Origin of the sequence: Streptomyces geranii (assembly GCF_002954775.1) — a bacterium.
Classification (GTDB): domain Bacteria; phylum Actinomycetota; class Actinomycetes; order Streptomycetales; family Streptomycetaceae; genus Streptomyces; species Streptomyces geranii.
In genome coordinates this window covers 86,181-101,225 of record NZ_PJME01000006.1, presented here as the reverse complement: position 1 = coordinate 101,225, position 15,045 = coordinate 86,181, and the positions used below count along the sequence as shown (strand labels likewise).

Below are 15,045 nucleotides of genomic sequence, written 5' to 3'. Positions count from 1 at the left end.
CCAGAAGATAGGTATGGGGCGGGAGTGAGTCAATGTTTCCGACAGATTGAATTCCGGTACGGCTAGGGTCGGTTGCCGTGACACAGCACAGGAATACGACTCTCCCGCCACCGCTCGCGGTGTTCGATCTGGACAACACGCTCGCCGACACCGCGCACCGGCAGCGGTTCCTGGAGCGTAAACCGCGCGACTGGGCGGCGTTCTTCGCAGCGGCGCCGCACGACCCGCCGCTCACCGAGGGCGTGGCGCTGGCCCTGGAGCACGCGCGGGAGTGCGAGGTCGTCTATCTCACCGGCCGGCCGGAGCGCTGCCGCCGGGACACGGTCACCTGGCTCGCCGCGCAGGGACTGCCCGAGGGCCGCATCTGGATGCGCCGAAACAACGACCGCAGGCCCGCCCGTGCCACCAAACTGGAGATCCTCCGCACACTGGCCCAGAAGCGCGAGATCCGCGTCCTGGTCGACGACGACGAACTCGTCTGCCAGGACGCGGAACGCGCGGGCTTCACCGTCGTACGGGCCCGCTGGACGGCCGAGTCCACCGCGCTGAAGGAGGCGCAGGAGGACGAGGGCCGGACCTGAGCAGGTGGCCCGGAAGGGTCACTCGCCGTCCTCCAACCGGAAACCGACCTTCAGGCCGACCTGGTAGTGCTCGATCTGCCCGTCCACGATCTGGCCCCTGACCTGCGTGATCTCGAACCAGTCCAGGTTGCGCAGGGTCTGCGAGGCCCGGGCGACGCCGTTGCGGACGGCCTGGTCGACGCCTTCGTGCGAGGTACCGACGATCTCGGTGACCCGGTAGGTGTGGTTGGACATGCGGGTACTCCTCTTCGCCGTGCTCGGTGGTGCTGGCGGCATTCCACGTTCCACCGTGCCCCATGTGGCGGAGCTTCGCGAGGCGTCGTCAGTGGGCAACACTGAGCGACAGCGCGAAACGGCCCGCCCGGTCCGTCCACCACCGGACCGGCTCCAGCCCGGCCGCGCTCAGCTCCTCGCCCACCCCCTCCTTCCGGAACTTCGCCGACACCTCGGTACGCAGCTCCTCGCCGACCGCGAAGTCGACGGCGAGGTCGAGCGCCGGGATCTTGACGGTCTGCTCGGCGAGCGAGCGCAGCCGCATCTCGATCCACTCGTTGTCGGAGTCCCACAACGCCACGTGCTCGAAGGCGTCCGGCTCGAAGTCGGCGCCCAACTCACGGTTGACGACGGTCAGTACGTTCTTGTTGAACGCGGCCGTCACCCCCGCCGCGTCGTCGTACGCCGGCACCAGCACCGACTCGGCCTTGACCAGGTCCGTGCCGAGCAGCAGCGCGTCCCCCGGCGACAGCAGCGAACGCACCGACGACAGGAACGTGGCCCGCTCGGCGGGCAGCAGATTGCCGATCGTGCCGCCGAGGAACGCCACCAGCCGGGGCCCGGGCGTCCCCGGCAGCGCCAGACCGCCGGTGAAGTCGGCGATCAGGGCATGCACGCCGAGCCTCGGCCGCTCGGCGATCAGCGCCTCGCCCGCCAGCCGCAGCGCGCTCTCGCTGACGTCGACCGGGACGTACGTCTCCAGCTCCGAGAGCGCGTCCAGCAGATACCGCGTCTTCTCCGACGACCCGGAACCCAGCTCGACCAGCGTGCGCGCACCGGTCACGGCGGCGATCTCCCCGGCCCGCGCGACGAGGATCTCGCGCTCGGCCCGGGTCGGGTAGTACTCGTCCAACTCGGTGATCTGATCGAAGAGTTCACTGCCGTGGGCGTCGTAGAACCACTTCGGCGGGAGTGTCTTGGGCGTGCGGGTCAGCCCGTGGAGAACGTCGGCGCGCAGGGCGGCCTCCGTGGCGTCCTCGGGCAGGGTGCGGGTGACCAGGAACGGACTCACGTACGAAGCTCCTCGGGTGGTACGGATGCCAGGTCGTCGCTCAGGTCCCGGAGCGGGGTGAGCCGTACCTCGGTGCGGCTCGCGATGACGAGGGTGCGGTCGGGTACCTCCTGCCAGCGGGGATCGTCGTCGTACGGTTCGGAGGCCACGACCGTGCGCGGTCCTGGCCCGGTGAGGTGGAAGAGGGTGTCGCCCCAGGTGGTCGCGGCGATCGTGGTGCCGTCGGTGAGCAGCAGGTTGAGCCGGGAGCCGGGGGCCGCCTCGGCGACCTCCAGGACCGTCCGGGCCAGCGCCCGCCCGACGTCGTCACCGGCGCGCAGCCGGTGCAGCACCAGCGCCCACACGAACGCCGAGTCGCAGCGCGCCTCAAGCGACAGCAACTCCTCGGCGGGCAGGGCCTGTACGAGCGGCGCGAGGGACCCGGGCCAGCCCTTCACGGCCCCGTTGTGCCCGAACAACCAGGCACCGGCGGCGAACGGCGCCGCCGCGGCCTCCCCGTCCGCTCCGGCCACCGTCGCGTCCCGTACGGCGGCGAGCAGCGCGCCGGTCCGCACGACCCGGGCGAGGTCGGCGAAGGACGGGTCGGCCCAGACGGGACCGGTACGCCGGTAGCGGGCGGGCACCGGATCGCCCTCCGCGTACCAACCGACCCCGAAACCATCGGCGTTGACGGTCCCGTACCGCTGGTGCCGGGGCGCCCAGGACTGCCGGTACACCCCGTGCGGCGGCTCCACGACGAGGCTGCCGATCGCCTCCGGGGGCCCCAGGTAAGCCAATTGACGGCACATCAGACGGCCTCCGAGGCGCCCGGCGTACGGGCGGTGCGGAACCCGGAGAAGATCTGCCGCCGGATCGGATAGTCCCAGTTGCGGAACGTCCCCCGGCAGGCCACCGCGTCCACGGCGAACGAACCACCGCGCAGCACCTTGTACTCGGGCCCGAAGAACACCTCCGAGTACTCCTTGTACGGGAACGCGTCGAACCCGGGGTAGGGGGCGAGATCGCTCGACGTCCACTCCCACACGTCACCGATCAACTGCCGTACCCCGAGCGGCGATTCACCGGCGGGATAGCTTCCCGCCGGCGCCGGCCGCAGATGCCGCTGACCGAGGTTGGCGTGCTCGGGCGCCGGGTCGGCGTCGCCCCACGGGTAGCGCGTCGAGCGGCCGGTCGCCGGGTCGTGCCGGGCGGCCTTCTCCCACTCGGCCTCGGTGGGCAGCCGCCGCCCGGCCCAGCGGGCGTACGCGTCCGCCTCGTACCAGCAGACGTGCACGACGGGCTCGTCGTCAGGCACCACCTCGGTCACCCCGAACCGCCGCCGCAGCCACTGCCCGCCGTCGCGGAACCAGAACTGCGGTGCGTGGAGGGAGTGTTGACGGACATGGGCCCACCCTTCCGGCGTCCACCACCGCTGGTCGCCGTAACCGCCGTCAGCGATGAAGCGCTGATAGGCGGCATTGGTCACGGGCGTCGTGTCGATGAAGAAGGACGCCGCATCCCTCCTGTGCGCGGGCCGTTCGTTGTCCAGGGCCCATGGCTCGGTGGAGGTGCCCATCGTGAACGGCCCACCGGGGACCAGGACTTCGGCCGGACCGGCGAAGGGAGGAACGGGCTCGGGATCGGGAGCGGCGAGAACAGCACCGCCCTTCCTCAACTGATGGGTGATCAGCATCGTCTCGTCGTGCTGCTGTTCGTGCTGGGCGATCATCCCGAAGGCGAACCCGGCCTCGGTGAGCCGGGCGCCGGTCCCTTCGAACGCGGCGCTCTCCAGCACGTCCAGGGCCCGGCCGCGCACCTCCGCCGCGTACTTGCGTGCCTCGTCGGGCGGGAGCAGCGGCAGCGTGGGCCGTTCGGCGCGGGAGTGCTCGAAGGCGTCGTACAGGCCGTCGATCTCGGGCCGCATCGCCTCCCGCCCGGCGACCGCACGCAGCAGCCACAGCTCCTCCTGGTTGCCGATGTGCGCGAGGTCCCACACCAGAGGGGACATCAACGGCGAGTGCTGGGCGGTGAGTTCGGGATCGTCCACGGAGGTGAGCAGCGCCGTCCGGGCCCGAGCGGTGGTGAGCGCGGCGAGGGCCCGCTCCCGGAGCGCCTCCGGATCGAGGGCGGGGTCGGTCATGAGCGGAGATCCTTCCCGTACGAGGTCCCGTGCGCACGCCGGTCCGTGCCGCCCAGGCGGTCGAGCAGGTCGTCGGCGGGGCAACGGCCTTGGATGACATAGCGGTCGAGATACGCGGCGACGGCGTCGACGACCGACCGACTGGCGCCGAGCCGGGGCAGGGCCTCCAGCGCGGCCGAGAAGCAGACCACCGCCACCTCGTGCAGCTCGGGGTCGGTCAGGCCGTAGCGGGCCGCGTCGGTCCACAGCGGGTTGTGCGGGGCGGGCAGCGACTCGGTGCGCTCGGCGAGCGGCTTGACCGCGCGGTAGGCGCGCTCGGCGGCCTCGGGGTCGTCGAAGAGCGCGGCGGTGACGGCGAGCGGGACGATCCAGCCGTCGTCGCCGGGCTGCGCGTCGATCATGCGCAGTTCGAGATGGCCGCGCGGCCTGACCGGCGGGAACAGGGTCGTGAGGTGGTAGTCGAGGTCCTCCTGGGTCGGCGGCCTGGTCACCCCGGACCGGATCCACTCCCGGAACGTCAGCCCGTCCTCGGGCACGTCCCAGGGCCCGCTGTCCTGGCGTATGCACATCACCGGGGCGTCGAGCACGTGCTCGGCCCAGGCCTGCCGGGGTTCGGCGTCCAGCGCGGGCGCTCCGGCCCGTCCGGCGCCGATCTCCGTCCACAGCACCTGCCGGGTGGAACGCCAGCCGGTGGGGTCGCCGACGGCGAGCGGGGAGTTGGCGAAGGCGGCCACCAGGACCGCGCCGAGCTGGTGCGCGAGCCACCAGCGCCGTCCGTGCCCGAGGGGGCCCGGCTCCTCGTGCCCGGCGTCGAGGCACACCTGCACGGAGGCCGAGGTGCACATCATGGCGCGGCCGGCCGGGCCCGTGAGGTCGAGGCAGCGCTCCAGGGCGTCGTAGCGCGGTTCGTGCAGGAAACGGCGGGGCGGGTGCCAGGGGTCCTGGCCCATACCGACGAGCCCGAGACCGTCCTCGCGCAGTACGGCGCGGACGGCGTCGAGATCGGCGGAGACGGTGGAGATGCACTCCATCAGGGAGCCGGCGGGTGCGGAGCTTAGCTCCAGCTGACCGCCCGGTTCGACGGTGAGCGCCGACCTGAGAGGCAGGGTCCGCAGGGAAGCGTAGGCCGCTTCGAGCCGTGCGGGTGACACGGGGAGCCGCGGTTGCCGCAGCTCGTGGACGAGCCATTCCACCTCGACACCCAGGGTGCGGGGCGGTCCGGTCTTGAAGCAGATTCCCCGGACGAGGGCTTCGACCTCGGCCTCGGAGAGGGCGGTGCGGCGTTCGGTACAGCCACTCGCCGAAGTGGCAGTGGACGCATCTGACATGTCGGGATCCTCCTGAGATTCCACCATGCCGCCGACCCGGCTTCGGGTGGGCCGGTCAGGCAACGCTCGTCCCACCCAAACCCCTCGCGCCGAATCGCACAAGGGTGCACATGGGCGCTTTCAGGACAGTGGATCTCCGTTCGTACGGTGTTTCCGGACCGTTCGTGTACCCGGGAAACTCTGTTGCACCGCATGTCCAGCATCACCCACGATGCCTGTGTGAGCACGACGGGGGAGCGAGCACCAGGCACGGCAATGGCGCACACGGGGGTGGCGCCATGAGCGCCCGCCTGCGCGACCTCGCCCGTGGTACGGAGGAGATCGTCGCGGCCGGTTCCTACCGAACGTCCGACGGACGCGAGGTACAACTCGCCGCGGCGATCAAGGCCGCCCGCACAGCCACCCGCCTGTACGGCCCGGCTCCGCTGGGGCCACTTCCGACGGCACCACCGCTGCCCACCTCCTTCGAGGTGACGGGCGAGAGCAGCCTGGAGGCGGCACGCCGTCTCCCCGGCCCGGTGGCGGTCCTGAACTTCTCCTCGGCCCGCAACCCGGGCGGCGGCTATCTGAACGGCGCCCAGGCCCAGGAAGAGGCCCTGTGCAGAGCCTCGGCGCTGTACACCTGCCTCCTGGAGGTGCGCGAGTTCTACGACCACCACCGCACCCACCGCGACCCGTTCTACACGGACCGAGTCATCCACTCACCCGGCGTCCCGGTCTTCCGCGACGACCGGGGCCGCCTCCTGGACACCCCGTTCACGGCGGGCTTCCTGACCTCGGCGGCCCCGAACGCGGGAGTGATCCGCCGCACGACCCCGGAGCGCACCTCCGAAATCCCGGCCGCCCTGGCGAGCAGGGCGGAACGGGTCCTGGAGGTGGCGGCGACAGAGGGCTACCACCGCCTGGTCCTGGGCGCCTGGGGCTGCGGAGTCTTCCAGAACGACCCGCGCACGGTGGCGCAAACGTTCAGAAACCTGCTGGTGGGCGGCCGTTTCGAGGGCAGCTTCGAGAGGGTGGTCTTCGCAATCCTGGACCGCACGAAGGCAGCGACAACAAGGGCCGCATTTGAGCAAACGTTCGCGGGGCCGGCCGGCCTTTAGGGGCGCGGGGAACTGCGCGACCAGCCCCCACCGGGCGCGCACCCGACGAACAACCCAAACTCACCGCCACCCGTACCGTTCCTGCAGCCGCCGCACAACGGAGTTGAACCGCATCCGATCCAGCGCACAGGCCTCCCGCCGCATCCCGTCCTCGAACAGCCGCAGCACCCGATCCACATCAACCCACGACTCACGCCCGGTCCGGTCCCACGGCCCGCTGCCGATCGGCACCCACTCCCGATCCCCGTCATGCCGCTTACTGGACAACTGCACGGCAAGAAACGTCCCGGAAGCCTCACGGGCGACGACAAGGACGGGCCGGTCCTTGCCCCGTCCGTCGTTCTCCTCGAAGGGAACCCACGTCCACACGATCTCGCCGGGATCGGGATCCCCGTCATGGGCGGGTGAGTACTCCGTACGCACCCGCCCCACATCGCGAGGATCGGCCTCGGTGGTGGCGGAGGGGCCATAACGCCCCGGAACATCGGCATCGGGAAAGGCAGTCACGAGGCCCACGTTAGAGCCTGCGGACCGCCCTTCCCCGCATCACCCCTGCTCCTTCACCGACTCCTTGACCTACTCCTTCTCGACGGGCACCTTCTGGACCGGCGGCGCAGCCACCCCGTTCAGCGCCGAAGTCCCGTTCGCCGCCTGCCCGTTCTGGTTCATGGACGCGAGCAGCTGCCGCGCGAGCCCCAGCCCCGTACCGCCCATCGTGAGCGCCTTGGCGAGCATTTCGGCCATACCGTCGGCCCCGTTGAGCACCACCATGTTGTCCACGCTGCCGAACGCGGACGCACCGGCCTTCACGATCTCCGGCCAGTTCTCGGCGAGTTGCTGCGCGACCACGGCCTCCTGGTTCTCCGCGAGGGCCGCTGCCCGCGCCTTGATGGCCTCCGCCTCCGCGAGGCCCTGCGCACGCGTGGCCTCGGCGGCGGCGAGCCCCTTGGCCTGCGACGCGGCGGCCTCCGCCTCACCGGTGGCCTTGGTCGCCATGGCCGCCGCAGCGCCCCGCGCCTTGGTCGCCTCGGCCTCGGCGGTCGCGGCCGTCTTGACCCGGTTCGCCTCGGCCAGGGCGGCCAGTTCGGTCTCCTTGGCCTTGGCCTGCGCCGCCGAGATCCGCGCGTCACGCTCGGCCTCGGCCCGCGCCCGGGTCTCGTACGCCTGCGCGTCGGCCGGCTTGCGGACGTCCGCCTGGAGCTGCTGTTCCCGGCGCAGGGCGTCGAGTTCGGCGATCCGCGTCTCCTGGATGACGACGTCCTGCCGGGCGGCGGCGTCCGCGAGCGGTCCGGCCTGGCGGGCCTTCGCCGCCGCCTTGTCGCGCTCGGCCTGGTATCCGGCCTGGAGGATCTCGCTGTCGCGGGTGGCCTCCGACATCCGGGCCGCGGCCTTCTGCTCGGCCTCGGTGGCGAGCCGGTTGGCCTCGGCCTGCGCGATCCGCGCGTCCCGCTGGACGGCGGCGGCGTGCGGCATGGCGAGGTTCTTGATGTACCCGGTCGGGTCCTCGATCTCGTGGATCTGGAGCGAGTCGACGATCAGCCCGAGCTTCTCCATCTCGGTGCCGCACGCGGCCCGGGTCTGCCCGGTGAGCTTCTCCCGGTCGCGGATCATGTCCTCGACGGTCAACCCGCCGACGATGGACCGCAGATGACCGGCGAACACGTTGTGCACGCGCTCCGACATCATCTTCTGCTGGTCGAGGAAGCGGCGGCCCGCGTTGGCGATCGACACGAAGTCGTCGCCCACCTTGAAGATGACCACGCCCCGCACCTTGAGCGGAATGCCCTGCGTGGTCACGCAGTCCACGTGCAGCTCGGTCTCGTTGAGGTCGAGCGAGATCTTGCGGACCGCCTGCACCCCGGGCAGTACGAGGGTGCCGCGCCCCGTGACGATCCGGAACCCCATGCCTTCCTCAAGGCCTTCGGTCCTGTGCTTGGAACCGGAGATGATGAGCGCCTCGTTGGGTTCGGCGACCCGCCACATCATCTTGAACACACCTATGAGCACGAGAATCCCGGCAACCGCGATCCCCGCAACGACGCCGACGAACATCGGCATTCGCCCCCTTTGCATGGTGCCCTTTCGGCACCGAACGAAGGCAAGGGTGCTCCTGCGCGCCGCAGGGGTACAGATACCGACGAATCCTTGTTGCAAGCTTGACGCACACGTGATCATCCGCAGACGAACCGGTCACAGGCTGTGCTCGGACGACCTCAGCCATCGTACGCGGCGGTGACGTACACCGTCCGAGGCGGCAGGTACTCGACGACCATCACCACCGTCCCCCGCTCGATACGGTCCTGTGTCGAAGAGGGATACGCCAGGAAGTGCTCGGCGCCACCGCGCACCCGGACGATCACCTCGCCGACCAGCCCCGGTCCGATCGTGCCGGTCACCCGCCCCATCAAGCCGACCATCGGCGCGTCGTCCATGGTCACAGCGTACGGGCCGAAGCCCCCTTATGCCGCTGCCGAGTCGGCGACGGCTTCGAAGGGCGGCCACCGCTCGTGCCAGCGCAGGTCCGCCTCCAACTGCGCGGCCAGCGAGACGAGCAGCGGCTCACTGTTCGCGGGCCCGAGCAACTGGGCCCCCACCGGCAGCCCTTCACCCACGAACCCGGCCGGGACGTTCACCCCGGGCCAGCCCAGCACGTTCCACGGCCAGGCGTAGGGGCAGGCCGCGACCATCGCACGGTCGGTCGCGAACCCGTTCAGCGGCAGCATCGCCCCGATGCGCGGCGGGGGAGCGGCCGTGGTGGGCGCGAGGATCACGTCGTACGAGTCGAACAGGCCGCCGATCCGCCGCTGCAGGGCGGACTCCGCACGCCGGGCCAGCCGCAGCGGGGGCCCGCCGAGCAGTCGGCCGAGCCGGGCGGCGTCCCGGGTGCGCCGGTCGAGCAGCGCGGGGAAGGGGGCCTCGCGGACCCGCTCGGCGAGCCCGGCGGTGGCGCGGGGGAGGAAGGTGAGCCCGATCTGTCCGTACGCCGGGTCGGCCTCCTCGACGGTGTGCCCCAACGCGGCCAGCTTCTCGGCGAGTTGGAGAATCCTCGCCCGTACGTCGGGCTGGAGTCGGGCGGGCAGTGCGGTGAACGGGGGTTTGAGGGAGAGGGCGATGCGCAGCCGGCCGGGGTCGCGGCCGGCCGCCTCGGTCGCGCTGATCGCCGGGGGCTGGTGCAGGTCCCGTACGTGGTTGCCGCTCGCCGCGTCCAGGAGGAGGGCCGCGTCCGCCACCGTACGGGCCAGGGTGCCGTTGACCGTGATGCCCTGGAAGGACTCGGGACGCGGCCAGGTCGAGACGCGTCCGCGCTGCGGCTTGATGCCGATGAGGTGGGTCCAGGACGCGGGGATGCGCACCGAACCGGCGCCGTCCGAGCCGAGGGCGGCCGGGACCAGGCCCGCGGCGACGGCGGCGGACGAGCCGCCGGACGAGCCGCCCGGGGTGTGGCCCTGGTGCCAGGGGTTGCGGGTGGCGCCGAAGGCGGGGCCCTCGGTGAAGGGCCACTGGCCCAGCTCGCAGGTGTTGGTCTTGCCGACGACGATCGCACCGGCCGCGCGCAGCCGCCGTACCGCCTCCCCGTCCTCGGCCACCGGCGGGAACTCGCCCGGGCAGCCGAACGCGGTCGGCTCGCCCGCCACGTCCGTGTCGTCCTTCACCGCCACCGGTACGCCGAGCAGCGGCCGGCGCCCGCCCGCCGCCAACTCCCGGTCGGCCGCGTCGGCTTCGGTGAGCGCGGCCTCGGCCCGGACGAGCCGGAAGGCGTTGAGGGTGCCCTGTGTCGCCTCGATCCGGGCGAGGGTCTCCTCGACGAGCGTCCGCGAGGTCACCTCGCCGTCAGCCAGCGCACGGGCGGATTCCACGAGCCCGGCGGCACGTTCGGCAGTCATACGGACACCTCCGTCGCACACACCGTCAGGCCGTACCGGCGTGTTCCCCATAGCTATTTCACAGCTTCCTACCGAACGGTAACGGCTGGCGGGCCGACGTGGTGCGGTATGTCGAATGTGCCCTGGCCGCACGGAAGTTCACAGGTCCGGAGCGTGTCGGAAGTATTGACGTGTGCACGCCTCGGACCTACGGTCTGACCGATTTACCGAACTGCGTTCGCAATGTCGAACGTGGAGAGCCGTCGGTTGGATCACCAAGGAGCCGCACGTGACCAGTTCCCGTCCCACGCCCTCCCGCCGCAGCCTGTTGCGCGCGCTGGCCGCACTGCCCGCCTCGGCGCTCGTCCTGGGCGAACTCCCCGGACTGCTCGGCACCGCCGCCGCGGCGGCCCCGCCCAGCGGCTCCGCGACGCGGTACACGATCGTGCCGTTCCTCAACAGCAACGACGGCACGGTGAACGTCTACCAGTCCGACGACGCCACCGACTTCCGGCTCGTGCAGTCCTCGGCCTACACCCCGCCCAGCAACCGCATCCGCGACGCGAGCATCTTCAAGCACACCAACGGCTACTACTACGTCACCTATACGACGCACACCTGGCAGGACACCAGCACCACCATCGGCTTCGCCCGCAGCACGGACCGCGTCAACTGGACCTTCCTGTACGACTACACGGTCCCGATCAGCAACCTGTCCCGCGCGTGGGCGCCCGAGTGGTTCGTCGACAGCGACGGCAGTGTCAACGTCATCGTGTCCTGCTCGGTCACCAGCGACGAGTGGATCTTCACCCCGTATCTGCTCAAGGCGACCAACACCGCGCTCACGGCGTGGAGTTCACCGGTCGCCCTGTCGGGCATCGGCTCGAACCACATCGACACGTACATCGTGAAGAGCGGCTCGACCTACCACGCCTTCACGAAGAACGAGACGACGAAATACATCGAGTACGGCACGGCGACCAGCCTGGCCGGCCCCTACACGATCTCCAGGACGGGCAACTGGGCGGGCTGGGGCAGCTACCGCGAGGGCCCGTCCGTGATCCAGCTCGACAACGGCGGCTGGCGGCTCTTCTTCGACGGCTACGGCGACGGGTACTACTACTACAGCGACAGCTACGACACGTTCGCCACCTGGACGACCCCCAAGGCGCTGCCGGTCGTCTCCGGCACGGCACGCCACTTCACGGTCATCAAGGAGACGGTCACCGGCGGCCCGACCCTCTCGACCGGCGTGACCCGCTCCCTCCGGTCGGTCAACTACACGACGCGGTACTGGACGGTGGAGTCCTCCCTGCTCAACCTCCCGGTGGTGACCAGCTCCAGCACGACGGCGGTCAAGCAGGCGGCCACCTTCACGGTGGTGGCGGGCCTGGCGGACGCCAACGGCTACTCCTTCAGGGACAGTTCGGGCAACTACCTGCGCCACTACAACTACCGAGCCCGCTTCGACGTCAACGACGGCACGACGACCTTCGCGAAGGACGCCACGTTCATTGCCCGCACGGGCACGGCGACGGGCTCGATCCGCTTCGAGTCGTACAACTACCCCGGCTACTTCCTGCGCCACTACAACTACCAACTACGCGTGGACGTGACGGACGGCACGGACACCTTCCGCCAGGACAGCTCCTTCGTACCGGTGACGGCCTGGGCCTGAGCGGCTCGGAGATCAGTGGTGCGGTGAATCCCGAAGTGTGCCCGGGTCCCCTGCGCGCGTTCGTCGCCGCAGGGGGCGCGGGCCACGCGCTGTGTGCCCGCCGGCGGGAGCCCGCGCCGCAGGACGGAGGGGACCCGGTGAACGCGTCCCCGCGTGCCGGTCGCTGTGTTCGTACGGCGTGTCGCCACCGGGTACCCCGTCGGCGCACTGCGTGCGTGTCGGCCTGTGCCGACGCTTCGCCTGGCGGTGCCGCAGCCGGGTGACCGAGGCCCCGGCGGTGCGCCTGGGGCCTGTCCACTGACGGGTCCCGTGCCGGTCACCGTCTGCCGTGAGCCGCCTCGGACACCCCGCTCAGCTCTCGTGGATCACGCCGCCCCGCCGGCCGCAGGCAGAGCCGTGGAGTTGCGCACCACCAGTTCGGTGGCGACCTCCATGTGCTCCATGAGCAGCTGCTGTCCTTCGATCAGGGACAGCAATGCCCTGGCCGCCTTCTGGCCCATGTCGTGCAGGGGCTGGCGGACCGTCGTCAGGCCCGGGAAGCTCTGGGCCGCCTGGGGGAGGTCGTCGAAGCCCACGACCGAGAAGTCGGCCGGGACCGTCAGGCCCAGCGCCCTCGCGGCGTCGATCGCGCCCAGTGCCATCAGGTCCGCGCCCGCGACGATCGCCGTCGGGCGGTGTTCGCTGATCAGGCGGGTCGCCGTGCGGAAGCCGCAGGCGTAGGAGAAGTCGCAGGAGTCGACCAGTCTCGGGTCGACCTGGAGTCCAGCCAGGCGCATCGCGTCCTCGAAGCCCTGGAAGCGGACCGACGTGCTCTCCAGGTCCTCCTCGCCGCGCAGATACGCGATCCGGGTGTGCCCGAGGTCGATCAGGTGCTGGGTGCCGACCCGCATACCGTGGTAGTTGTCGACGCTCAGCCGGGGCAGCGGCACCTCCAGGCGCCGCGGGTCGATGACCACGCAGGGCAGTTTCTGCCGGCGCAGCAGCTTGACCGTGTCGTCCTCCAGGACGGGGGCGATCAGCAGCACGCCGTCGACGAGACCGCGGGACAGGAACTCGATCCGGTCCTTCTCCCGGGCCGCGTCGTGGTACGAGGCGTTGACCAGCAGTTCCTGCTCGGCGTCGGCCAGTTCATGGGCGACGCCACGGAGGATCTCCAGGCCGTACTGACTGGTCAGGTCGAGGGCGATGAGGCCGATCAGCCCGCTGCGGCCGGCCTTGAGGTTGCGGGCCGAGACGTTCGGCCGGTAGCCCAGCTTCCCGGCCACCTCCATGACCCGGCGCCGGGTCTCCTCGGAGGCACCCGGCTTGCCGTTCACGACGTTGGACACGGTCATCGCGGAGACGCCCGCCTCCTCGGCAACCTGCGCGATCGTCACCCGCCCGGCCACTCAACTCCCCCTTCTGCGCCCCCGATTGAGGCGCCCACTCTTTCATTGCCCCGAAGGAAACGCCAAAGTTTCAACCGAAGGTAATGGAAACTGTAACGATAAGGCTCGCGTCGCGTCAACAAAACCCGGCCTGAGCGGGACTCCTGCTGCGGTGCGAGCCGAGTCGGACGGTCACTGAAAGTTACGTATAGATGTCGCCTAAGTTTTGCGTTACAGTCCCGGCCATCAACTCGTAACGTTCGCCGCAACTCCGGCTGACCTACTCCTTCCGTGCCCCTCGGTGCCGTACCCACACGGACACCGACCGGACGGGTCAAACCATTCACAGAGAACAAGTCGGTCCTACCGACGATGGGTGAGGTGTGCAATGAAGCGCTCTGGGAGACGAATCGCGGTCGCCACCACGGTCGCCGCCATGGCGGTGTCGCTGGCCGCGTGCGGCGGTGGCTCGTCCGGCGCCTCCAGCGACGGCACGGTGACCATTCACGTGCAGGCATGGAAGGGCGGCGGCGCGGAACCCGCCAACGTCGCGGAGATCAACAAGGCGTTCGAGAAGGCCCACCCCAAGATCAAGGTCGACTTCGAGTACATCACCGCGAACGACACCTACGTCCAGAAGCTCCAGCCCGAACTGCTGGGCGGCAAGGCCGGCGACGTCATCATGGTCGACACGGACAAGATGAAGAAGTGGGGTGCCTCCGGCTACCTCGCCGACCTGTCCAAGGAGACCTGGGCGAGCCAGATCGCCCCGGACGCCAAGCCGTTCGCGCAGTCCGACGGCAAGACCCTCGCCATGCCGATGGAGCTGATCGGCATCGGCCTGTACGCCAACATGGACCTGCTGAAGAAGGCGGGCATCACCGAAGTCCCCGCCGACTGGCCGACGTTCCTCGACGACCTCGCCAAGGTCAAGAAGGCCGGCATCAACCCCATCGCGCTGCCCGACAAGAGCGCCTGGACCGGCAGCTCCGTACTCCAGGCCGCCGGTTCGACCGTCGTCTACCAGAAGAACAAGCAGTGGGACGCGGACTTCCTGGACGGCAAGGCGTCGTTCGACCCCGACTGGAAGTCATCTCTTGAGCAGTTGAAGACCCTTGAGGACAAGGGATACGTCAACTGGAAGAACGAGATCGGCACCGACGAGTGGTCGCAGGGCCCGCAGGACTTCAGCGCGGGCAAGAGCGCCTTCTGGTACCAGGGCGCCTGGCAGGTCTCCAACATCAAGAAGGCCGGTTTCCCGGTCTCCTTCGCCCCCTGGCCGGGCGGCGCGGCCGGCACCAAGCCCAACGGGATGCTCTTCTCCGGCACCATGTGGGGCGTCAACTCCCAGTCCCAGCAGGGTGACGCGGCCCGCGAGTACGTCAAGTTCTGGTCCCAGAGCGAGAACCTCTCCAAGTTCCTGGCAGCCGAGAACGCGGAGTCGCCCTTCACCGGCGGCCTCACGCCGGAGAGCACCGAGACCTCGGTCTTCACCACCGCATTCAAGGACGGCCGTTACCGGATCCTCCCGTCCGACTCCTGGTACGGCGCGACCGCCGAGACCGCGATCGGCTCCAAGATCCAGGCCTATCTGCTGGGCTCGGCGTCCGCCGCGCAGACGCTGAAGGACATCCAGACCGCGGCGTCCGCGAAGTAACCCGGACACCCCTGGTCCGTCGTGGTGGGGGCGGAAGGACGGCTCCGAACCGTCCCCACCACGACCG

At 70.2% G+C, this 15,045-nt stretch carries 14 protein-coding genes; 4 read left to right on the top strand and 10 right to left on the bottom strand.

Annotated elements, in window-relative coordinates:
- Window positions 1-77 precede the first annotated feature (77 nt).
- Window positions 78-581, top strand: a complete 504-nt coding sequence (locus CW359_RS11155; protein WP_105969702.1) for a phosphatase domain-containing protein — start codon at window positions 78-80, stop codon at window positions 579-581.
- Window positions 582-599: 18 nt separating this feature from the next.
- Here the strand turns inward: CW359_RS11155 and CW359_RS11150 are convergent, their stop codons facing one another.
- The 5 genes from CW359_RS11150 to egtA all read right to left on the bottom strand — a co-directional run bounded on the left by CW359_RS11150 (window position 600) and on the right by egtA (window position 5,313).
- On the bottom strand, window positions 600-815 hold the full coding sequence (locus CW359_RS11150; protein ID WP_105969701.1) for a dodecin: 216 nt from the start codon (window positions 813-815) through the stop codon (window positions 600-602).
- Window positions 816-903: 88 nt separating this feature from the next.
- Window positions 904-1,866, bottom strand: coding sequence for an L-histidine N(alpha)-methyltransferase (gene egtD, locus CW359_RS11145; protein ID WP_105969700.1), 963 nt, complete (start codon window positions 1,864-1,866; stop codon window positions 904-906).
- Window positions 1,863-2,654: an ergothioneine biosynthesis protein EgtC gene (egtC, locus tag CW359_RS11140; protein ID WP_105969699.1), complete on the bottom strand. Its 792-nt coding sequence runs from the start codon at window positions 2,652-2,654 to the stop codon at window positions 1,863-1,865. Before egtC ends, egtD begins: the two co-directional genes overlap by 4 nt.
- Window positions 2,654-3,985: an ergothioneine biosynthesis protein EgtB gene (egtB, locus tag CW359_RS11135; RefSeq protein ID WP_105969698.1), complete on the bottom strand. Its 1,332-nt coding sequence runs from the start codon at window positions 3,983-3,985 to the stop codon at window positions 2,654-2,656. The genes egtC and egtB overlap by 1 nt, the downstream gene beginning before the upstream one ends.
- Window positions 3,982-5,313: an ergothioneine biosynthesis glutamate--cysteine ligase EgtA gene (egtA, locus tag CW359_RS11130; protein WP_105969697.1), complete on the bottom strand. Its 1,332-nt coding sequence runs from the start codon at window positions 5,311-5,313 to the stop codon at window positions 3,982-3,984. Before egtA ends, egtB begins: the two co-directional genes overlap by 4 nt.
- A 278-nt stretch (window positions 5,314-5,591) precedes the next feature.
- On the opposite strand from egtA, the gene CW359_RS11125 reads away from it, so the two are divergent.
- Window positions 5,592-6,413, top strand: a complete 822-nt coding sequence (locus CW359_RS11125; RefSeq protein ID WP_198655178.1) for a TIGR02452 family protein — start codon at window positions 5,592-5,594, stop codon at window positions 6,411-6,413.
- A gap of 60 nt (window positions 6,414-6,473) precedes the next feature.
- Here CW359_RS11125 and CW359_RS11120 read toward each other — a convergent pair whose 3' ends face one another.
- The 4 genes from CW359_RS11120 to CW359_RS11105 form a co-directional block, all read right to left on the bottom strand.
- Complete coding sequence (locus CW359_RS11120) at window positions 6,474-6,920, bottom strand: type II toxin-antitoxin system PemK/MazF family toxin (protein WP_105969919.1); 447 nt, start codon at window positions 6,918-6,920, stop codon at window positions 6,474-6,476.
- Between the two features lie 69 nt (window positions 6,921-6,989).
- Window positions 6,990-8,471 (bottom strand): flotillin family protein, encoded by a 1,482-nt coding sequence (locus CW359_RS11115; protein ID WP_105969695.1) that lies wholly within the window; start codon window positions 8,469-8,471, stop codon window positions 6,990-6,992.
- A gap of 155 nt (window positions 8,472-8,626) precedes the next feature.
- Window positions 8,627-8,845, bottom strand: a complete 219-nt coding sequence (locus tag CW359_RS11110) for a hypothetical protein (protein ID WP_232838349.1) — start codon at window positions 8,843-8,845, stop codon at window positions 8,627-8,629.
- 27 nt (window positions 8,846-8,872) lie between these two features.
- Window positions 8,873-10,297, bottom strand: a complete 1,425-nt coding sequence (locus tag CW359_RS11105) for an amidase (RefSeq protein ID WP_105969693.1) — start codon at window positions 10,295-10,297, stop codon at window positions 8,873-8,875.
- A 268-nt stretch (window positions 10,298-10,565) separates the two neighbouring features.
- Here CW359_RS11105 and CW359_RS11100 point away from each other — a divergent pair, with 268 nt between their 5' ends.
- Window positions 10,566-11,954: an AbfB domain-containing protein gene (locus tag CW359_RS11100; protein WP_105969692.1), complete on the top strand. Its 1,389-nt coding sequence runs from the start codon at window positions 10,566-10,568 to the stop codon at window positions 11,952-11,954.
- A gap of 365 nt (window positions 11,955-12,319) precedes the next feature.
- Here the strand turns inward: CW359_RS11100 and CW359_RS11095 are convergent, their stop codons facing one another.
- Window positions 12,320-13,342: a LacI family DNA-binding transcriptional regulator gene (locus CW359_RS11095; RefSeq protein WP_105969691.1), complete on the bottom strand. Its 1,023-nt coding sequence runs from the start codon at window positions 13,340-13,342 to the stop codon at window positions 12,320-12,322.
- A 367-nt stretch (window positions 13,343-13,709) separates the two neighbouring features.
- Here CW359_RS11095 and CW359_RS11090 point away from each other — a divergent pair, with 367 nt between their 5' ends.
- A complete protein-coding gene (locus CW359_RS11090; RefSeq protein ID WP_105969690.1) occupies window positions 13,710-14,978 on the top strand; it encodes an ABC transporter substrate-binding protein in 1,269 nt (422 codons plus the stop codon).
- Window positions 14,979-15,045 lie beyond the last annotated feature (67 nt).